The following is a 21,325-nucleotide window of genomic DNA, read 5'->3' as shown; positions in this document are numbered from 1 at the left end:
ATGACCAATGATCAACGTAGACCTGCAACAACTTATCCAGGCGCTGGACGCCGAAACCCGTCGTGATCTGGAAAGTTCTGCCGAGCGTTGCGTCGCCCGTGGCGGCAGCAAGATCCTCGTCGAAGACTTGCTGCTGGGCCTGCTGGAGCGCCCGCAAGGCCTGCTCGCACGCGCGCTGCAAGACGCCGAAGTGGATGCCGGTGAGCTGAGCGCCGCCCTGCAATCGCGGGTCGAGCACAGCGCTTCGCGCAACCCGGTGTTCGCCCCGGAACTGGTGCAGTGGCTGCAGGATGCGTTGCTGGTGGCCAACCTTGAACTGGGCCAAAGCCAGGTCGAGCAAGCCGCGTTGATCCTCGCGCTGTTGCGCAACCCGATGCGCTACGCCGGCAGCCGCTACCAGTCGTTGCTGTCCAAACTGAACATCGAGCGCCTGAAAGAATTCGCCCTGTCGCAGAAAGAACAACCGGCGACGGGCAAACCCGCTGTACCCGGCGAATCGCTGCTGCAGCGCTTCACCCACAACCTGACCCAGCAAGCCCGCGACGGCAAACTCGACCCGGTGTTGTGCCGCGATGGCGCGATCCGGCAGATGGTCGACATCCTCGCCCGTCGCCGCAAGAACAACCCGATTGTGGTCGGTGAAGCCGGCGTCGGTAAAACCGCGATCGTCGAAGGCCTGGCTTCGCGCATCGCCGCTGGTGAAGTGCCGCAAGTGTTGAAAGGCGTGGAGTTGCTGTCGCTGGACATGGGCCTGTTGCAGGCCGGCGCCAGCGTCAAAGGTGAATTCGAACGTCGCCTCAAAGGCGTCATCGATGAAGTCAAAGCGTCGCCGAAACCGATCATCCTGTTCATCGACGAAGCCCACACGCTGATCGGCGCGGGCGGCAATGCCGGCGGTTCCGACGCGGCCAACCTGCTCAAGCCAGCCTTGGCCCGTGGCGAGTTGCGCACCATCGCTGCCACCACGTGGGCGGAGTACAAGAAGTACTTCGAAAAAGACCCGGCCCTGGCCCGTCGTTTCCAACCGGTGCAACTGCACGAACCGACCGTCAGCGAAGCGGTGACCATCCTCCGTGGCCTGGCTCAGGTTTACGAGAAGAGCCACGGCATTTACCTGCGCGATGACGCGGTGGTGGCGGCGGCCGAATTGTCCGCCCGTTACCTCGCCGGTCGGCAGCTGCCGGACAAGGCTGTCGACGTGCTCGACACCGCGTGCGCCCGCGTACGCATCAGCCTCGCCGCTGCGCCGGAAAGCCTTGAGCGCCTGCGCGGCGAACTGGCTGAAGGGGGGCGTCAACGTCAGGCGCTGCGTCGTGATGCCGAAGCCGGTCTGCTGATCGATCACGAAGCGTTGGGCGCTCTGGAAGATCGCCTGGCCGAGGCCGAAGACGAAATGGTCGCCCTCGAAACGCTGTGGACCGAACAGAAAGAACTGGCCGAGCGTTTGCTGGATCTGCGCCAGCAACTGGCCAAGGCCCGCGAAACCGCAGCCGTCGAGCCTGCTGTCACGGTTGAAGAAGATGCCGAAGGCACCGTCATCGAAACACTGCCGGTGGACGCAGCGCAAAGCGTCGAAACTCTGGAAACCGCGCTCAACGAAACTCACAAAGCCTTGACTGAGCTGCAGGTCAAAGAACGTCTGGTGAGCTTCGAAGTGTGCCCGCGCCTGGTCGCCGAAGTGATCAGCGCCTGGACCGGCGTACCGCTGGCGCAACTGGCCCGTGAGCACAACGCCAAGGTCGCGAGCTTCGCCACCGACCTGCGCACCCGCATCCGTGGTCAGGAACAAGCTGTTCACGCACTGGACCGCTCGATGCGCGCCACCGCTGCCGGCCTGAACAAACCCGATGCACCGGTCGGCGTGTTCCTGCTGGTCGGCCCGAGCGGCGTCGGCAAGACCGAAACCGCGCTGGCCCTTGCCGACTTGCTGTACGGCGGTGATCGTTTCATCACCACCATCAACATGTCCGAGTTCCAGGAGAAACACACCGTCTCGCGCCTGATCGGTGCGCCACCGGGCTATGTCGGTTACGGCGAGGGCGGCATGCTCACCGAAGCCGTGCGTCAGAAGCCGTACTCCGTTGTGCTGCTCGATGAGGTCGAAAAGGCCGACCCGGACGTACTGAACCTGTTCTACCAAATCTTCGACAAGGGCGTGGCCAACGACGGCGAAGGGCGCGAGATCGACTTCCGCAACACGCTGATCCTGATGACTTCGAACCTGGGCAGCGACCGCATCAGCGAGCTCTGCGAAAACGGCGCACGACCCACCGCCGAACTGCTCGAAGAAACCATTCGCCCGGTGCTCAGCAAACACTTCAAACCGGCGCTGCTGGCGCGTATGCGCGTCGTGCCGTACTACCCGGTCGGCGGTCCGGTGTTGCGCGAGCTGATCGAAATCAAACTCGGTCGTTTGGGCGAGCGCCTGAACCGTCGTCAGCTGGATTTCACTTACTCGCAAGACCTCGTCGATCACCTGGCGGAGCGGTGCACCCAAAGCGACAGCGGCGCACGCCTGATCGATCACTTGCTGGACCTGCATGTGCTGCCGCTGGTGGCCGACCGCTTGCTCGATGCGATGGCCACCGGGGAAAGCCTCAAGCGTGTCCATGCGACGCTCGACGGCGGCGCCAGCGTGACCTGCGAGTTCGCCTGAGGTGGGTGTGATGTTCACTCAAGTGCCGCAGCCGCTGGTGTATGCCGAAGCCTTGCTGGCGCAGTTCGCCAGCCTGTCGCGGGCGGCGGACGGCGCTGCGCTGCTGGGTGACTTCGTGCGCGGGGTGGCGGAGCTGAGCGGGTGCGAGTTGACGCAGCTGTACTTGCTGGACGCGACCCACACCTGCTTGGGGATGAACGCCGAGTGCCTGAACGGCATCCTGCAACCACGCGAATCGGCGAGCCTTCCGGCGGATTACAACGGTGAACAACTGCTGCAATTCGCCCTGTGCCAGAACCGTGTGGTGAGCCTCGGTGAACTGAGCGGCAGCCTGCACGAAACCAGCTTCCTGCCGCCGCAGGCCACGCCGTGGCAGTCGCTGCTGTGCGTGCCGCTGGTCAATCAGCAGAAGGCGGTCGAAGGTTTGCTGCTGTGCGCCAGCCGCCGGCACATCGACCTGCAAGGCTTTGCCGATTCCCTCGGTCAACTGGGTTCGTTTGTGCTCGGCCAACTGCATTTGCTGCACCGTCTGCGTCAGCCGACCGGTGATGCACGACCGCTCAAGGCCAGCGTCCCGAGTGCCAGTGGTTACGGCCTGATCGGCAAGAGCAAGGCCATGCGCGAGACCTATTCGCTGATCAGCAAAGTCCTGCACAGCCCTTACACCGTGCTGTTGCGCGGCGAAACCGGCACCGGCAAGGAAGTGGTCGCCCGCGCCATCCACGACTGCGGCCCGCGTCGGTCCCAGGCGTTCATTGTGCAGAACTGCGCGGCGTTCCCCGAGAACCTGCTGGAAAGCGAGCTGTTCGGCTACCGCAAGGGCGCGTTCACCGGTGCTGATCGCGACCGCGCCGGGCTGTTCGACGCGGCCAATGGCGGCACCTTGTTGCTCGATGAAATCGGCGACATGCCGTTGTCGCTGCAAGCCAAGTTGTTGCGCGTGTTGCAGGAAGGCGAGATCCGCCCGCTGGGTTCCAACGACACCCACAAGATTGACGTGCGCATCATCGCCGCGACGCACCGGGATTTGTCGGTGCTGGTGAGTGAAGGCAAATTCCGCGAGGACTTGTATTACCGTCTCGCGCAATTTCCGATCGAACTGCCGGCCCTGCGTCAGCGTGAAGGCGACATCCTCGATCTGGCCCGGCATTTCGCCGACAAGGCGTGTGCGTTTTTGCAGCGCGACGCGGTGCGTTGGTCCGATGCGGCGCTGGATCACCTGTCCGGTTATACCTTCCCCGGCAATGTGCGCGAACTCAAAGGCCTGGTCGAACGCGCCGTTTTGCTGTGTGAGGGCGGTGAATTGCTGGCCGAGCATTTTTCCCTGCGCATGGAAGCCATGCCGGAAGACAACAGCTTGAACCTGCGCGAACGCCTGGAGCAGGTCGAACGCAGCCTGCTGCTCGATTGCCTGCGCAAAAACGACGGCAACCAGACCCTCGCCGCCCGCGAACTCGGCCTGCCACGCCGCACGCTGCTGTACCGCCTCGGGCGCCTGAATATCAATTTGGGTGATTTCGATGGCTGAGCCCATTTTCTACCCACCAACAACTCTGGCTGGAATGCTTGCTGAGGCCAGCACATTCCAAGTGGCGAGGGAGCTTGCTCCCGCTGGGCTGCGCAGCAGCCCAAAAACCATGCGCCGCGGTGCCTCAGTCAAACCGCATTCGTTGATTTACGACAGCTGCGCAGCCGAGCGGGAGCAAGCTCCCTCGCCACGGGGGATCGGCTCTAACCACCGTATTAGAGCCCCACGACCCATTTCATTTGCTTTCGATAGCGCCGCCCAACCGGGCCGGCGCTTTGTGCTTTGTCTACCCCTGGAGACCCTCTGATGTCTGTTCGTCACTGGCAAGCCGTCCTGCTGACCCTCGTCGTTCTATGCGGCCTCGGCGGCTGTAGCGGCAATTACAAATTCAACGACAACACCTATCGCCCATTGGGTGATCCGCAGGCGGTCAATCGCGGCAAGTGACCGCAAGGAGTATCACCATGGAACTGGTTTTCGAAATGCTCAACACCAAGCAGTTCGTGCCCACGGAACTGTGCCAGAAGACCTTCAAACAGGCCGGTGGCGTGATTGGCCGGGGCGAGGATTGCGACTGGATCATCCCGGATCGCAAGCGTCATCTGTCCAATCACCATGTGGACATCAGCTTTCGCGAAGGGACGTTCTTCCTGACCGACACCAGCAGCAACGGTGTCCAGGATGGCGAAAGCGGCGCGCGCCTGCGCAAGGGCGAACCGATGCGCATCGAGCATGGCAGCACCTACGTGCTGGGTGATTTCGAGATCCGTGCACGGCTGGTGCGCGACCCGGCGACGTTCGACGTGGAAGTCGGCCGCCCGCAAGCCGCGGGCAGCATCATTCCGGACGACGCGTTCCTCGACCTCGACCCGTTGAACGCCCTTGATCAGCAAGAGCGCGTGTACTCGGAAATCGACGAGCTGATCTCCCCGAGCAACGCCATCGAGGACACCCGTCAACGCGCCGACTATGCGCGCATCGACATGGAAAGCCTGATGGTGCCCGAGCTGATCGACGCCCCGGCCGAACCTGCGCCCGCCCCGGTGCCGAAAGCGCGTGAGCGTCAGAGCGAAGATTTCTGGGAGCACTTCGGCGCCGCGCTGGGCGTGGACCTCAAAGGCCTCGACCACGACGCCCGCGAAGCCCTGGCGCTGAACGCTGCGCGCTTGCTCAAGCAGAGCGTCGGCGGTTTGCAGCAGAGCCTGCGCACCCGCAGCGAACTGAAAAACGAACTGCGTCTGGCCCAGACCACCGTGCAGGGCACCCACAAAAACCCGCTGAAGTTCGCCGTCGATGCCGGTGAAGCGCTGGGCATTCTGTTGCAGCCGAACAAGCCCGGCCAGTTGCCGGCGGAGCAGTCGATTTCTCGCGCGTTCCGCGATTTGCAGGCGCACCAGGTTGCGCTGCTGACCGCCAGCCGCGCCGCCGTTCGCGGCACGCTGGAGCATTTCTCGCCGCAGCAATTGACCCTGCGGTTCGAGCGCGACAACAAGCCGTTGCTGGCCACGTCCGGCAGTCGCTGGAGAGCCTACGGTCGTTATCACCAGGCTCTGCGTCAGGACGATGACTGGAGCGAGCGTCTGCTGGCCCGCGACTTCGCTCAGGCGTACGAAGAACAGATCCGCCTGATTTCCACCCTTCACACCGACCACCAAGGATGATGCGCATGTCTCGCTGCTCGACCGCTTTTTTCAAGATGCTGACCGTGCTCATGGCCGTGGTGCTGCTGGCCGGCTGCTCGTCGCTGTCGCCGTATTCCAAAGTGACCAAAGTCAACCTGAAGCTCACCGGCAGCGATCAGCTGAACCCGGACCTCAACGGGCGTCCCTCGCCAATCGTCGTGCGTCTGTTCGAGCTCAAGCACCCGGTGACCTTTGAAAACGCCGATTTCTTCAGCCTGTACGAGCGCGCCAAGGAATCCCTGGCCCCGGACCTGGTGGCCAGCGAAGAACTCGAACTGCGTCCGGGTGAAACCATCGAACTCAAGCTCAGCGTGGAAGAGGGCAGCCGTTACGTCGGGATCCTCGCGGCCTACCGCGACCTGCCGGAAACCAAATGGCGCTACACGGTGCAAGTCACGCCGGTGGAAGTCACCGAGGCTGACCTGACCCTCGATCAGGCCGGTATTCGCAACAGCAACGAAACGCTCGCCAAGGCGGATGACTGATCATGAATTCCCATAAAGTCATTTGGCAGGAAGGCATGCTGCTGCGCCCGCAGCACTTCCAGCACAACGATCGCTACTACGACCACCAGATGAAGACCCGCACCCAGTTGCTGGGCAGCTACACTTGGGGCTTCCTGAATCTCGACATCGATTTGCAGTTCCTCAACATGGGCAAACTGGTGATCAGCCAGGCCTCGGGGATCCTGCCGGACGGCAGCCTGTTCGAACTGGGCGGCAACACCGAGCCGCTGGCGCTGGACGTGCCGCCGAACACCGGCAACACACCGATCTACCTCGCGTTGCCACTGGTGACCGGTAACCACATCGAGTCCCGCCGTCCGGAGCAATCCGACGTGCTGGCGCGCTACACCGCGTACGAAGCCGAAGTCGCCGACTCCAACGCCGGCGACGATTCCGCCAGCCAGGTCAGCTGTGGCCGCCCGGACTTCAAACTGTTGCTCGGCGAGCAGCAGAGCGATCAGGCCTATGTGAAGCTGAAGATCTGCGACGTGCTGGATACCACGCCCGACGGCGTGATCAGCCTCGATCCGGATTTCGTGCCGACCTACATTCAGGCGCATTCCTCCAGCTACCTGCTGTCGTGCCTGAAAGAAGTGATCAGCATGCTCGGTCACCGGGGCGACACCATTGCCGAGCGCATCCGCTCCAACGGCAAGGTCGGTGGCGCGGAAGTCGGCGACTTCATGATGCTGCAACTGATCAACCGCACCGAGCTGCTGCTGCGTCACTACCTCGGCCTGGAGCAGGTTCACCCGGAAGAGTTGTACCGCACGCTGCTGACCATGCTCGGCGATCTGGCGACCTTCTCCAGCGACAGCAAACGTCCGCGCCTGGACAGCCGTTACCAGCACAGCGACCAGGGCGCGAGCTTCCGCAAACTGATGGAAGCGATTCGTCAGGTGCTGTCGATGGTGCTCGAACAGCACGCCATCGAGCTGGTCCTGCAAGCGCGTCAGTACGGGATCATCGTCTCGCCGTTGCACGACCACAAACTGCTGGGCTCGGCGTCGTTCGTGCTCGCGGCCAGTGCCAACTGCGATTCCGAAGAACTGCGCCATCGTTTGCCGGCGCACCTCAAGGTCGGCCCGGTGGAGCGGATCCGCCAACTGGTCAACCTGCATCTGCCGGGCATCAAGGTCAAACCGTTGCCGGTGGCCCCGCGGCAGATCGCGTTCCACTCCAACAAAACCTATTTCATCCTCGAACTCAGTTCCGAAGACCTGGCACAACTCGAGCGCTCCGGCGGCTTCGCGTTCCACGTGTCCGGCGAATTCGCCGAGCTTGAACTGAAATTCTGGGCCATCAGGAACTGACCGACATGATCAAGGACATGGAACACCATCAGGACGATAAAACCGTCTTGCTCGACCGCCAGGGCCACGGCCCGGCGCAAAGTCCGCTGACTGACTTCGCTGCACCGCCGCGTTTCGAACAGCTCGAAGAACGGATGATCTACGCCGCACGCCTGCGTCCGGCGGAGTCCTTCAACATCAGCCTCAATTCGCTGGTGGCCGCCGGTTCCGACCTGTTGTCGGAAGTGGTGCGCCTCAAACACAGCGACACCCGCGAAGACATGTACGCGCTCAATGAGCGCCTGACTGCCGGGTTGAAATTGTTTGAAGTGCGCGCACTGCACAACGGCGCCGAAAGCAGCCAGGTGATGGCCGCCCGTTACGTGCTCTGCACCGTGGTCGACGAAGCCGTCGTGACCACGCCGTGGGGCAACGAAAGCGAGTGGTCGCAGATGAGCCTGCTCAGCAGCTTCCACAACGAAACCTTCGGTGGCGAGAAGTTCTTCCAGTTGCTGGATCGCTTGTCGAAAAACCCGGTCAAGCACCTGCCGATGCTGGAGCTGATGTACCTGTGCCTGTCCCTCGGTTTCGAAGGCAAGTACCGCGTGCAGGCGCGCGGCATGCTCGAACTCGAAGGCATCCGCGATGCCTTGTATCGGCAGATTCGTCAGCTGCGCGGCGACGTGCCTCGCGAACTGTCGCCGCATTGGGAAGGCTTGAACGATCAGCGCCGCAGCCTGGTGCGCATCGTGCCGGCGTGGATGGTGGTGTTGTTCACCGTGGTCTGCCTGGTGGTGATGTATTCGGGTTTCGCCTGGGTCTTGGGCGAGCAGCGCGACACCGTTCTGCAACCTTATCAGCCGCTGGATTCCGCCGCGGTCCAGCCGCAGTCGCAGCCGTAAACAGGGACGTGTGATGAAAAAGTTTTTCAAGAAAGTCGGCGCCTTCGTGCGTCAGACCTGGGTCTGGACCTTGCTGCTGGTGCTGTTCGTCGCGCTGCTGGTGTGGTTCGTCGGGCCGCTGCTGGCGGTCAATGACTACAAGTTCTGGGAAGGCTCGACCTCCCGCCTGCTGACCATCAGTGTGCTGTTCCTGATCTGGGGCCTGACCATGGTCTTCGTCAGCTGGCGCGCCGGTGTGCGCAAGAAAGCGGTCGAAGACACTGAAGACGGTCAGGACCGTATCCGCCGCGAAGAGAAGATCGACGAAGAGCAGAAGGAGTTGAAGGAGCGTTTCAAGGACGCCCTGAAAACCCTGAAGACCTCGAGCCTGTATCGCGGCCGCAGCGAACGCTGGCGCAGTGATTTGCCGTGGTACTTGCTGATCGGCCCGCAGGGCAGCGGCAAGACCAGCCTGCTGGACTTCTCGGGCCTTGAGTTTCCGATCAACAAGATCGACCGCAAACTGACCCGCGACACCCTCGGCACCCGTCATTGCGACTGGTATTTCGCCGACCACGGTGTGCTGATCGACACCGCCGGGCGTTACCTGACCCAGCCGGATGCCGAAGTCGACGGCAGCGCCTGGAGCACCTTGCTCGACCTGCTGCGCAAGCGTCGCCGCAACCGTCCGTTGAACGGCGTGCTGGTGACCATTCCGGTGGAAATGCTGCTGGGCGACACCGAGCAGGATCTGGACACCTTGGCTCGCCAAGTGCGTGCGCGCCTGCAAGACGTGCATCAGAAACTGCACGTCGATGTGCCGATTTATCTGGTGCTGAGCAAGGCTGACCAGTTGCTCGGTTTCGACGAGTTCTTCGATCAGTTGACCCGCGAAGAAAGCGATCAGGTGCTCGGCACCAGCTTCCGCAAAGAGCAGAGCGGCACCGACGTCACCGTCCTGCGCGCCGAGTTCGAAGAGCTGCTGCGTCGCCTGAACAGTCAGGTGATCATGCGCATGCACCAGGAGCGAGACACCCAGCGCCGTGGCCGCATCCTCGATTTCCCGCATCAACTGGGGCAGATCGGCGAGCGCCTGTGCCTGTTCGTCGACATGGCGTTCACTGGCAACCGCTATCAGCGTGTCAGCCAGTTGCGCGGTTTCTACCTGACCAGCGCACCGCACCTGACCCAGGAAATGGACCAGACCACCGCCGGCATCGGCGCGAATCTGGGGATCAACTCCGGCGTGTTGCCAACCCTGCGCAGTGGCCGCTCGCGGTTCATTCATCACTTGCTCAGCCGGGTGATCTTCCCCGAGGCCGATCTGGCCGGTCTGGACAAGCGCGAACGCAGTCGCATCCATTGGGGCCAGCGTGCGTTGTACGTCGGTGCTTTGGCGGCGTTGGGCCTGTTTGGTCTGCTGTGGGCAGGCGGTTTCTCGGCGAACTATGAGCGTCTGGAAAACCTGCGCAACCTGGCGCAAACCTGGACGCAACAACGCTCGGCGCTGACCGCGCGTGATGATTCCATGGCCGTACTGAAGCCCCTCGACACCAGCTACGCGGCGACTCAGGTTTTCCCGAAAAAGGGCGACGTGTCGTACCACGAACGCGGCGGTCTGTATCAGGGCGAAGACGTCAATCCGGTGGTCAAGGCAGCTTACGAGCGCGAGCTCGAAACGCAGTTGCTGCCGAAGGTCGCGACCCTGCTGGAAGGGCAGATCCGCGCCAACATGAAGGACCGCGAACGCCTGCTCAACAGCCTGCGTGCGTACCTGATGCTGAACATGGAAGACCGTCGTGACAGCCCGTGGCTCAAGGATTGGGTCGCCACCGAATGGTCCCAGCGTTACGCCGGGAACACCGCGGTGCAGAACGGTCTGAACACCCACTTCGAGCGTTTGCTGAAGCAGCCGTTTATCTACCCGCTGAACGATCAACTGGTGGCGCAGGCGCGTCAGGTCTTGCGCAGCGAATCGCTGGCCAACGTGGTTTACCGGATGCTGCGCGAGCAGGCCCGCAACCTGCCGGAATACCGTTTGAGCCAACACCTGGGCCCGCAGGGTGCGCTGTTTGTCGGCACCGAATACGTGATCCCGGGCTTCTACACCCAACAGGGTTATCAGCAGTATTTCTCGGTCCAGGGCTCCGCGCTGGTCACCGACATCCTGCGTGACAACTGGGTGCTGGGCGAAGGCTCGGGCATCAGCGGCATGGACTTGCGTCGCCTGATGGTCGAACTGGAGCAACTGTACTTCCGCGACTACGCCAACTTCTGGAGCGAAGCCGTGGGCCAGGTTGCACTGCCCGCGATCAGCGACTTCAGCGAGGGCGCCGAGCAACTGGCGGGCCTGACTTCGGCCAACTCGCCGGTGCTGCAACTGCTGGTGGAAGTGCGTGAGAACACCCGGTTCCCGGTGGAAGCCGAGGCGGTCGATCAAGCGGCTGATGCCGCCGCCGCACTGGGCGAGCAGAAAGGCAAGTTGGGCAAGCTGGGCAAACTGGCGTCTGCCGCAGCGGACAAAGCCTCGGACATGGCAGCGGTCAAAAACCTGCCGGACACGGCGAAGAAATCCCTGCAACGCCGCTTCGAACCGCTGCACCGTTTGCTGGATGACAACAACGGCCCGGCCGCTGATTTGACCCCGGCACTGAATGCGCTCAACGACCTGCAAATGCAACTGGCGAGCCTGGCGCGTGCCAGTGCGCCGGAGCAGGCTGCATTCGAAATGGCCAAGACCCGCATGAGCGGCCAGCGTGATGCGCTGAGCAACCTGCGCAATGCGTCAAACCGTCTGCCGCGCCCGGTCAGCGTGTGGTTCAACGTGCTGGCCGAAGATACCTGGCGTCTGGTGCTCAACGATTCCTACCAGTACCTGAACCAGCGTTATCAGAGCGAGCTGTACAGCTTCTACGGCAAGGCGATCAACAAGCGTTATCCGTTCAGCGCCCACAGCACCAGCGACGTGGCGATCAGCGACTTCCGCGAGTTCTTCAAGGCGCAGGGCATTGCCGATCGCTTCTTTGATACCTACATGCGTCCGTTCGTGAGCGGCGATCCAGGCAACTACCGTCTGCGCAGCATCGACGGTCACAGCATGCCGATCTCCAAGCTCTACCTCGACCAGATGGCCGCGGCACAAGTGATTCGCCAGAGCTTCTTCTCGATCAACCCGGCCGAGCCGCAAGTGCAGTTCAAACTGGAGCCGTACACCCTCGACCCGGCGGTCAGCCGTTCCGAGTTCAAGTTCGGCGACAAGACCATCGAATACCGCCACGGCCCGATCGTGCCGGTGTCGTTCAAATGGCCGACCGATGCTGAAGACGGTCGCACCAGCCTGGTCCTCGACAAAATGGCCGGCCGCCCGATCGGCATCGAGAAGAACACCGGCCCGTGGTCGCTGTTCCGCCTGTTCGACCTGATGCAGACCGAGTACCTGAGCGGTCGTGATGTGCTGGTGCTGAAAGCTGACGTGGGTGGCCTGCGCGCCAACTACTTGCTGTCGAGCCAGCGCACGCCAAACCCGTTCGACATGGGTGTGCTGCGCACCTTCCGTATGCCGGTGCAGCTCTGATGCTGGTTGCCAGTCCCTGGCGCAGCGCTGCGCGTACCGATGCCGGCAAGGTTCGGGCGCGCAACGAAGATGCTTTTCTCGACTGTCCACAGCAGGGGCTGTGGGTGGTCGCGGATGGCATGGGCGGTCATCAGGGTGGCGATGTTGCCAGCCAGTTGATCGTCGCCAGCCTGGCGGAATTGCCGGCGCAGGATGACTTCGACGAACGACTCAAAGGCATTCGCCAGTGCCTGCACTGGCTCAATCGCCGCCTGGGTCAGGAGTTGACCGTCACCGCCGGGCGCCACGACAGCATCATGGGCAGCACCGTGGTGGCGCTGCTGGTGGACGGCAATCGCGCGGCCTGCATCTGGGCCGGCGACAGCCGTTGCTACCTGTGGCGCGGCCAGCGTTTGTATCAGCTGTCCAAGGACCATTCACTGCAACAGCAACTCATCGACGAGCAACACATGAGTCTCGAAGACGCCCGTGCGCATCCTTCCGCCCACGCCTTGACCCGTGCGGTCGGGGCGGCCGAGCAGTTGACGCTGGACGTGCTGGAACTCGAGGTCTATCCCGGCGATGCGTTTCTGTTGTGCAGCGATGGTTTGTACAACGGGCTGAGCACTGATGCCTTGGGCAATGCCCTGAGCCTGACCGCGCCACACGTCGCGCTGGAGCGTCTGTTCGACGGCGCTCTGCGTGGCTCGGCCCGCGACAACCTGACTGCCGTGGTGATCCGCCAATGACTCAACCCATGCTGCCGCTCGACGACCTGCTGGTGAGCGAAGAGCAAGACAGTAACCTGACTTACTTTGCGTTTGCTAAATCGCATAAAGCAGAGCCCGCGCTGGCGCCTACAAAGGCCAGTGTCGGCGAAATGCCCGACGTGCTCGCAGGCCGTTACCGCATCGAGCGCCTGCTCGGTGCCGGCGGCATGGGCGCGGTTTACCGCGCACGGGACTTGCTGAGCGAACAGTTCGGCGATCCCGACCCTTACATCGCGCTGAAAATCCTCAGCGAAGAATTTGCCGAATCGCCGGACGCCAGCGCCTTGCTCTACAGCGAGTTCGCCCTGACCCGACGACTGCGCCACGACAACGTGCTGCGACCGCACACCTTTGAAGTGGACACCGATTGCCAGCGCGCCTTCATCACCATGGAACTCATGCGTGGGCTGACCCTGGACAAACTGCTCTGCGAGCGGCCCCTGGGCCTGCCGTGGAAAGAACTGCGCGACATCGCGCTGCCGCTGCTCGACGCCCTGGCCTACGCCCACGCGCGCGGCGTACTGCACGGCGACATGAAACCGAGCAACGTGATGCTCAGCGAAGAGGGCGTGCGCCTGTTCGACTTCGGCCTGGGCCAGGCCGAGGAGGGCATCCTCCCTGGCTTGCCACACCTGAGCCGCGATCGCTTCAACGCCTGGACCCCGGGCTACGCCGCCCCCGAACTGCTCGAAGGCCAGCCGTTGTCAGCCAGCGCCGACGTCTACGGTGTGGCCTGCGTGCTCTACGAACTGGCGGGCGGCAAACACCCGTTCCGGCGCTTGCCTTCGACCGAGGCCCGCGACGCGCACCTCGACCGCGAACTGCACGCGCCTCGGAATCTACCGAAACACTGCTGGCCAGCCCTGCGAACGGCGCTGGCATTCGACGCGGCCGATCGAACGATCACCGCCGCCCAATTGCGTGACGCCATGGGCGCCACTTCGTCTTTGCTGCAACGTCTGCGACTTCGGGCGTAACGGATGACTACCGAACAGGGAGCAAGCAATGTTCAACTCAGCTAACGAAACCCACTTCAGCCTGACTGTCGAAGACTACGTGGGCGACCTGCAAGTGCTGTCGTTCACCGGCACCGAAGGCATCAGCCAGCCGTATCGCTTCGACATTGAACTGGTCAGCGAAAACCCTGATCTGGACCTGGAAAAACTCCTGCACAAGCAGGCGTTCCTCGCATTCGATCCGCAGGGTTCCGGCATCCACGGCCAGATCTACCGCGTCGCCCAAGGTGATGCCGGCAAACGCCTGACCCGCTACAAAATCTCGCTGGTGCCGCACCTGCAATACCTGCATCACCGAACCAACCAGCGCATTTACCAGCAGATGTCCGCGCCCAAAATCATCGCGCTGATCCTCGAAGAACACGGCATCAAGGGCAACGCCTACAACTTTCAGCTCAGCCAACCGTGCCCGGATCGCGACTACTGCGTGCAGTACGACGAAACCGACCTGCACTTCGTCCAGCGCCTGTGCGAAGAAGAAGGCATTCACTACCACTTCCAGCACAGCGCAAAAGCTCACTTGTTGGTGTTCGGCGACGACCAGACCGTGTTCCCGAAACTCGGCCAGCCCACCGCCTATGTGCAAGGCAGCGGCATGGTCGCCGACGAACCGGTGATCAAAGGCTTCAAACTGCGCCTGGAAACCCGCACCAGCCGCACCACGCGCCGCGACTACGATTTCGAAAAACCACGCCTGCAACTCGAAGCCGCCTACAAACCTGATGTTCAGAGCGACGAACCCGACCTCGAAGACTACGACTACCCCGGCCGCTTCCTCGACCGCGCGCGCGGCAAATTCCTCAGCCAGCGCGCCCTCGAACGCCACCGCGCCGACTACCAGCAAGCCGAAGGCAAGGGCGACCAGACCCGCCTGATCAGCGGCCACTTCCTGGAAATGTCCGACCACCCGCGCACCGAGTGGAACGACCTCTGGCTGCTCACCGAAATCGTCCACGAAGGCAAACAGCCGCAAGTCCTCGAAGAATCGGTGACCAGCGACACCACCGACAACAAAGACGACTTCCACCAGGGCTACCGCAACCGCTTCCTCGCCACCCCGTGGGACGTGTTCTACCGCCCGGCGCTGGAACATCCAAAGCCTCGCGTACTCGGCAGCCAGACCGCCAAAGTCACCGGCCCCGCCGGCGAAGAAATCCACTGCGACCAATACGGCCGCATCAAAGTGCAATTCCACTGGGACCGCGAAGGCCAGGCCGACGACAAAACCAGCTGCTGGATGCGCGTCTCCTCAAGTTGGGCCGGCGACCGCTACGGCGCCATCGTCATCCCGCGCATCGGCATGGAAGTCCTCGTCACCTTCCTCGAAGGCGACCCCGATCAGCCGTTGGTAACCGGTTGCCTGTACCACAAGGAAAACCAGGTTCCCTATGACCTGCCGGCGAACAAAACCCGCAGCGTCTTCAAAACGCTCAGCTCACCGGGGGGCGGCGGGTTCAATGAACTGCGGATTGAAGACAAGAAAGGGGCGGAGCAGATCTTTATTCATGCCCAGCGGGATTGGGATGAAAACATTGAGCATGATCAGAAGATTCGCGTGGGTAACGAACGCCACGACACGGTGGTGAAGAACACCTACACCGAGCTCAAGGCTGAAGAGCACCGCACCACGATTGCTGATCGCAAGGTTGAGACGCGGGTGGATGATCACCTGACGATTGGGCAGAACCAGCATGTGAAGCTCGGCACCGCTCAACTGACCAGCGTTGGGAAAGAGATTCACCTGAAGGCTGGGGCGAAGATTGTTATCGAGGCAGGGTCGGAGCTGACCATCTTGGGTGGTGGCAGCTTTATCAAGCTGGATGGCGGTGGCGTGACGGTTGTTGGGCCGATTGTGAAGATCAATGCCGGTGGGGCGGCGGGATCGGGGACGGGGATTGGGATCAAGCCGCCTGTGTTGCCGGGGGCTGCGGATAAGGATAAGGCGGGGAGTTTGATGGATCAGGCGTTGGGGAATGCTCCGCCTGAGAAGGTTAAACCGAAGGCTTTTTTTGTGTTTTCTGAGTGATCGACATGAATGGTGTTTTGAAGAAGAGCAATGGCTTCGCGGTAGCGGTTTTCGCCGCGTCACTGCTGAACCTGTTTCATGGCAGCGTTTATGCGGATGAGTGCCCGTCTGAGGATTTTTCCCAATTCCTTCCGGCGTTCTCTGCGAATGCTGAAACCCAGCAGCGGTTGACTGCGATGACGGTGAAGTCGCTGGTTTTGAAACCGGTGGGAGAACATGGGGTTTTTGAGCCGCAAACGACGGGAGTCAACAGTTCCAATTTGGCGTTTCCGCTAATGGCGCCCGTAGCCACAGACAAGACAGAAGGTGTCGAAGTCGAAGCGATCGACGAGAGTCACTTCAATGTATTGGATAAGCGAGCGGGTAACAGCAACATCAAGATCTTCAATTTTTCTCGGCAGGCGTGTTGGGTCTTGGAGGGAGTTGAGGATTGGTCGATTAGTGAGAAACATCTCGTAGTGGCGAGCAATCCTCACATGAGCGAGGCAGAGAGCTTTTGCTTTCAACGTGGGGAAGCCTTTAGAGGTTTGGGGGGGCTGGAGCAGTACCGACTCACGGGGGAGTTGTTTGAAGCTTCTCTGGAAAACTATCTATGCGCTGCAGCTTCCGGCGATCCTCAAGCCAGTTTGAATGCTGCAAGTTTGAGTCTTTCCGGTATGGCGCCGCAGTTAAAAAACGAGAAGGTTGAGCAGCTATTCAAGGCAGCAGCAACCACCTTGCCGGAGGGTGCAATGAGTCTTTCGTTATTTTATTGCGTTGGTAACAACATTTCCTCTGACGGCCCTTGCCAGCATCCTGCACAGGCTGAAGAAGCGCTGACGCAAGCTGCCCGTATGGGAAGTGCCTTTGCGACAAATGCACTCGGTAGAGCCTTTGAAACTGGAGAGTTGGTTACAAAGGACATGTCCAGGGCAGTTGCTTGCTACCAACTTGCTGCCAAACACGGCAGTAAAGGGTCTATTGCACATTTGGAACGTTTGAATAAGCAGCCAGCTGGAGTTGTTAAAGCCAGTTTTTGCTATTGATTATTGCAGGAAGCAGAAATGACAGAGCCACTTGACTTATCGAGCAACTATACCAGCGCTAATTATAGATATAAGGAGGGCGGAGACGGCTTTGCCGTAGAGAATGGTAAAAAAGTTGTCGACTGTTCTCATATGGTTAACTTGTTGCTTAAAGGTGCCGGCTACGAAGTTCCTTACCAGAATACAGCGGGTCTCAATAGTGGAGCTGCACTTCAGTACTATGATGTAATTAGTCCTGCTAATGTAAGGCGTGGAGATATCGTCCTCTGGATTAACGCAACTTCCAATCATGAAAATAAGACGTTAAATCATACGGGGATTGTCGAGTTTTATGACAGCACATTAGACTCTGAGTTTGGCAAGTTCTTTGGGGCACAAAGTTCTGGTCCAGCCACTGCACCATTCGGTGCTTTGGGGAAGGCCTGGTATTGGCCAGTTCCTACAAAATTTTTGAGAGTTAAAGAGTCGACAAGGACGGGGGGGGATCCAACTCCGACACCTGCCCCTGCACCCGCCCCTGTTCCAGCGGCATTGCCGTTAATGAACTTCCAATATCCTTTTAGAAAGGCTGACGGAAAACAGTTCACTGATGCTGAGGAAGTCTACAAAGCTCTCGAAAATGAAAAGTCAGGCCATTACCTATTGGGTAGCAATAAGTTTTGGCATGGCGGCATCCACATCAGCGATGCAAGTGCCCCCCAGTGCGTCCTGACTGAGCCGATACGCTGCATGGCCGACGGCGAAGTCGTTGCTTATCGCCTTAATGAGGACTATCTGGAGTCGACTTTTGGTAACAACGAGAAAAAACTGAAGTATTCCAATTCTTTCTGCCTGGTGCGCCACGAGTACAAATCGGCGCCCAACCCAGAAGAAGGTCCAAATAAAGGCAAGCAAAACAAGCTGAACTTCTACAGTCTGTATATGCATCTGCTGCCTTATGAGCGCTATCCATTATCTGAGGAAGAAACACCAAAATCAAAAGTGACCATGAAGGTAAATGATTTCAAGGCATATGATGAGTTTCCCGAAACAAGTAGCGTTCAGTCACCCGGAAAACTGGCTATGGGCACCAAGCTTGAGGTGCTGGAGCAGAGAAGCGTCGGTAACGTCACCTATGCCAAAGGAAAAATTCTTTCTGGCAGTGTAAAGAACGGGTCGCACAAGGTTCGTGAAGCAGGGAGAGAGGTCTGGTTTGCCTATTTGAAGAATGATGCACCTTACCAAAACTCCCAACCTAAACGTATTTGGCTCGCGGACGATGTTCCAGAACGTGCGAAGCCAAAGTATTGGCAAGGGAAAGTAAAAGCTAGGACGTGCAAACGCTTGGCGATGTATGCCGCACCAGCGAGCCCTACGAATGGGCAACCTGCAGGTGCGCGTATAGAAGAAAGTCGAGAGATAACGGTCAGCAGCACTATTGCGTTCGATAGCAAAGATGTTGTGAGCCTGGTTCTCGACAACAAATTGCGGCGAATGGCCCCATGTACACCGGTGGTAGCGAGCATATGGACAGGCACGGGGAACGTACCAGCAAATTTCTGGGCCATTGTCGAAAACGATCCGGATAGCCAGTACGTGCAGTGGGAGACGCTCACGCCTACAGAGTTTGAGGTTGTGACGACTAGCATTGGAATCAAGGCTGGCGACCCGATCGGTTACTTGGGTAAAACTGAAAATCTCGTCGACGAACAGGGCATGACGGACAGTAAATTCCAAGTTCATGTTGAGATGTTCAGCGCCGAAGCCGACGTTAATGATTTCCTTGATAACGTCGCCGGTTTGAAAATTGGTAGGCAGTACCTGCATTTACCGGTAGGTGCGCAGCTTAAGAAAAAATTGCCCGCTACCGGGACGAGTGATCCTTCCAAGAATGAGCATGCTATCGACTTGGGTAAGGTGCCAGTTGTCAAGGAGGGCAACGAGGATTGGTATGAAGTCTCCGTCATTGAGGACGATCAACCGATTTCCGGATTGATAAAAAAATCTGACGCGAAAATGATCACTCCACACGATTGGAAGAAAATGGGCTTTCAAATTGTGGAGGAAAGTAACCCGAAAGCCGATGGCTTTCTTGATCCTGAGGATATGCCCCAGTTCTTTAAGGATCTTTTCAAGAAAATAGACAAAAACGGTGATGGTGAAGTAGAACCTACTGAGCTTGCTGAGGCATTGAAGGGTGCTGCCACAAGAGACCAATGGGCAAAGCTAGTAGCCCACCATCCTACAGAGTGGAAAGAAGAGTCGGGATCTGAAAAATGGAAAAGACTAGACTCACTTTTGGAGGTTTCAAAGAAACTTCTGGCACATGAGAAAGAAAGAATAGATGGTTATGTTTTTTGGGATAAATTGTCTGATAAGTCTCCGGTTGCTTCTGGGTTGATTTATCACTTTCATCCCGTCGGGTTTGTTGCCAATTTTCTAGCCATGGAAGATGACAACGATTTGAAGTGGCTTAAAGTCGATAAAGGTCAATTAACATTTGATGCGGAGGGAAATGATCTGGAAGATTCCGCGAACCCTTTGCACCAGTATTTCAGTCGGAAAGTGCATTGGCCAGGTGGTGCGTCCGGTATTACGATTGGCAGGGGATATGACCTTGGTCAAAAGTCGGATCCACAGGGTGATCTTGCAGCGGTAGGCATTTCTGAGCCATTACTAGGTTGGTTGATAGGATCGAAGGGCTTAAGCGGTACTGCCGCTAGAGATTATCTTAATAATGCCAGTCCTGAGATTCGGAAAATCTTTATTACGCGTAAGCAGCAGTACAAATTGTTTACTTCTGTTTATGACGATATGAAAAATAAAGTTATTACAATATCAGGGCAGGCTTTTAATATTGGCGAGTACGGTGCGTTGAATTGGGATGCCATTGATCCAAAAATTCAAGACATGATTGTGGATCTGAGGTATCGAGGGGATTATACGCCGACATCAAGGATATTGGTTCAGCGGCCTTTTGTTCAAAACAATAGGGCTGAGTTGAAGTCTGTTATGTCCAATCAAAATAATTGGTCAAATGTTCCGTTAGATCGCTTTACTAGGCGTAAAAATTATCTATAAGGTGAGAAATGAAAAACTTAATGCTGTTGGTAGGTTTGGCTTTTTCCTGCTGCGCCTTGGCAGTGGATGAAAAAGATCCAGTTGTAAATATATATAAAGCCGATACGGCTGTCATTTCTGGTAAGTTGGTTCGCTACTATCAGTTGCTGGGCAGTCCTTGCATAAAAATTCAGGTCCTAAAGCCAGGTGGCAAAGGTGCTGCCAGTAACTCAATGGATTTTTGCAGTATTTCTGGAAAAAGCTTCAACACTGATTTCTCGGAGGTTGTGCTGGAAAAAGGAGAGTTTTCCAATAATGAACTTTTATTCACTCTAACTCTTATGTCTCTAACACAGGGCGCAGACATTACTGAGGTATGTAAGTTTAAGGTTGACGGTGAAGCGCTCAGTGGGCCGAGCTGTGATACGCACTAATGCGCTTAACAGGCGTAAAGGGGTGTGAAGGGGACGGATTTATTTGTGAGATGAATTTGACTTTTGATAAATAAATCTGCCCCCATTTGTTCATGCTATTTCTCTATCAGAGTTGGTCTCTTTCCTTTGATCGCTTATCATAAGAGATCGTTATAATGAAAGTGTTGTTCATGTTGTTTGGTGGCTTGTCTTTCATTACGCTTTCGTCGGTGGCTCAGACCGAGTCTCTGGATATGTGTGGAGTTGTAATTCCGGAGATTCCTGGTTTTAAATTGAACGTGAGAGCTGAGAATGGGGTTTGCTATGGGGACTTGGTCTCGAACGTTAATTTAAATCCGGATATACTGACTGAGGAGAACGTTTTTATTGTAGAGCCGGTTGAGTTTGATAAGAGTTTGAGTATGTCCGGACGTTTTGATTGTCATGGTAAGTATATATACAACTATGCCGTTGACGAGGTATTGTATCAAGAGTCTGAGACGGGCTCGGTAGATCTTGTTCATCCCTCTGCATCGGGTTCTGCTGCCGTCCGAGTAATAATGTCTCCTTTTATGATTTGGAACTCTGATGGAGACGTCGCTGCTGCCAAGAATAGATTTTCGTTAGACAAAACAGGCCTGTGGTTCGACTGTTTCTATGGGTTGAAGGGTGTGAAAGATACCACGGTTAAATTTTCTGCATGTATACCTAGGTCTAACCTGAGAAGTGATCCTAAGTTATCTGATATAAAGGCGTCATTTGAGGCCATTACGCCTAGCAAAAATTAGTTTTTACAACGAGGAGAGGCAAAAAGGACGATGCGTAAATTTTGTTTTGTATTATTGGTATTTATCTTCTGTAGGGTTTCCGTGGCGCAGGATGATAGCCTCTATCTGCGGGGAGCGGTAATAGATGGCCCCTATAAAACAACTGTTGTC

15 protein-coding genes are annotated in these 21,325 nt (G+C 58.3%); all 15 read left to right on the top strand.

What is annotated here, in order from left to right:
- Window positions 1–7: 7 nt before the first annotated feature.
- The 15 genes from tssH to ACM6IQ_RS01930 all read left to right on the top strand — a co-directional run bounded on the left by tssH (window position 8) and on the right by ACM6IQ_RS01930 (window position 21,175).
- Complete coding sequence (gene tssH / locus ACM6IQ_RS02000) at window positions 8–2,656, top strand: type VI secretion system ATPase TssH (protein WP_414877967.1); 2,649 nt, start codon at window positions 8–10, stop codon at window positions 2,654–2,656.
- A gap of 10 nt (window positions 2,657–2,666) precedes the next feature.
- Window positions 2,667–4,184, top strand: coding sequence for a sigma-54 interaction domain-containing protein (locus ACM6IQ_RS01995; RefSeq protein WP_414877966.1), 1,518 nt, complete (start codon window positions 2,667–2,669; stop codon window positions 4,182–4,184).
- 306 nt (window positions 4,185–4,490) lie between these two features.
- Entirely contained in the window at window positions 4,491–4,631 is a 141-nt protein-coding gene (locus ACM6IQ_RS01990) for a hypothetical protein (RefSeq protein WP_008030659.1), read from the top strand.
- A 17-nt stretch (window positions 4,632–4,648) separates the two neighbouring features.
- Window positions 4,649–5,845 carry a type VI secretion system-associated FHA domain protein TagH gene (gene tagH, locus ACM6IQ_RS01985; protein WP_017341532.1) on the top strand — a complete coding sequence of 399 codons (1,197 nt, stop codon included), beginning with the start codon at window positions 4,649–4,651 and terminating at the stop codon, window positions 5,843–5,845.
- A 5-nt stretch (window positions 5,846–5,850) separates the two neighbouring features.
- Window positions 5,851–6,351 carry a type VI secretion system lipoprotein TssJ gene (gene tssJ, locus ACM6IQ_RS01980; RefSeq protein ID WP_017341531.1) on the top strand — a complete coding sequence of 167 codons (501 nt, stop codon included), beginning with the start codon at window positions 5,851–5,853 and terminating at the stop codon, window positions 6,349–6,351.
- A 2-nt stretch (window positions 6,352–6,353) separates the two neighbouring features.
- Window positions 6,354–7,685 carry a type VI secretion system baseplate subunit TssK gene (gene tssK / locus ACM6IQ_RS01975; RefSeq protein ID WP_008030656.1) on the top strand — a complete coding sequence of 444 codons (1,332 nt, stop codon included), beginning with the start codon at window positions 6,354–6,356 and terminating at the stop codon, window positions 7,683–7,685.
- A gap of 5 nt (window positions 7,686–7,690) precedes the next feature.
- Complete coding sequence (gene icmH, locus ACM6IQ_RS01970) at window positions 7,691–8,566, top strand: type IVB secretion system protein IcmH/DotU (RefSeq protein ID WP_017341530.1); 876 nt, start codon at window positions 7,691–7,693, stop codon at window positions 8,564–8,566.
- 13 nt (window positions 8,567–8,579) lie between these two features.
- The gene (gene tssM, locus ACM6IQ_RS01965) at window positions 8,580–12,119 is read left to right on the top strand and encodes a type VI secretion system membrane subunit TssM (protein ID WP_017341529.1); all 3,540 of its coding nucleotides are present in this window, start codon (window positions 8,580–8,582) and stop codon (window positions 12,117–12,119) included.
- Window positions 12,119–12,847 (top strand): PP2C family protein-serine/threonine phosphatase, encoded by a 729-nt coding sequence (locus tag ACM6IQ_RS01960; protein ID WP_017341528.1) that lies wholly within the window; start codon window positions 12,119–12,121, stop codon window positions 12,845–12,847. The genes tssM and ACM6IQ_RS01960 overlap by 1 nt, the downstream gene beginning before the upstream one ends.
- On the top strand, window positions 12,844–13,845 hold the full coding sequence (locus ACM6IQ_RS01955; protein ID WP_414877965.1) for a serine/threonine-protein kinase: 1,002 nt from the start codon (window positions 12,844–12,846) through the stop codon (window positions 13,843–13,845). The genes ACM6IQ_RS01960 and ACM6IQ_RS01955 overlap by 4 nt, the downstream gene beginning before the upstream one ends.
- A 28-nt stretch (window positions 13,846–13,873) precedes the next feature.
- Window positions 13,874–15,910, top strand: coding sequence for a type VI secretion system tip protein TssI/VgrG (gene tssI, locus ACM6IQ_RS01950; protein WP_414877964.1), 2,037 nt, complete (start codon window positions 13,874–13,876; stop codon window positions 15,908–15,910).
- A gap of 5 nt (window positions 15,911–15,915) precedes the next feature.
- Entirely contained in the window at window positions 15,916–16,935 is a 1,020-nt protein-coding gene (locus ACM6IQ_RS01945; RefSeq protein ID WP_414877963.1) for a tetratricopeptide repeat protein, read from the top strand.
- 18 nt (window positions 16,936–16,953) lie between these two features.
- On the top strand, window positions 16,954–19,995 hold the full coding sequence (locus ACM6IQ_RS01940; protein ID WP_414877962.1) for a hypothetical protein: 3,042 nt from the start codon (window positions 16,954–16,956) through the stop codon (window positions 19,993–19,995).
- A gap of 8 nt (window positions 19,996–20,003) precedes the next feature.
- Window positions 20,004–20,408: a hypothetical protein gene (locus tag ACM6IQ_RS01935; RefSeq protein ID WP_414877961.1), complete on the top strand. Its 405-nt coding sequence runs from the start codon at window positions 20,004–20,006 to the stop codon at window positions 20,406–20,408.
- Window positions 20,409–20,563: 155 nt separating this feature from the next.
- On the top strand, window positions 20,564–21,175 hold the full coding sequence (locus ACM6IQ_RS01930) for a hypothetical protein (RefSeq protein WP_414877960.1): 612 nt from the start codon (window positions 20,564–20,566) through the stop codon (window positions 21,173–21,175).
- The last annotated feature ends 150 nt before the right edge of the window (window positions 21,176–21,325 follow it).

Origin of the sequence: Pseudomonas sp. IT-P100 (assembly GCF_949767185.1) — a bacterium.
Taxonomy (GTDB): Bacteria; Pseudomonadota; Gammaproteobacteria; order Pseudomonadales; family Pseudomonadaceae; genus Aquipseudomonas; species Aquipseudomonas fluorescens_B.
The sequence above is the reverse complement of the archived record's forward strand: the minus strand, read 5'-3'. Positions and strand labels throughout refer to the sequence as shown.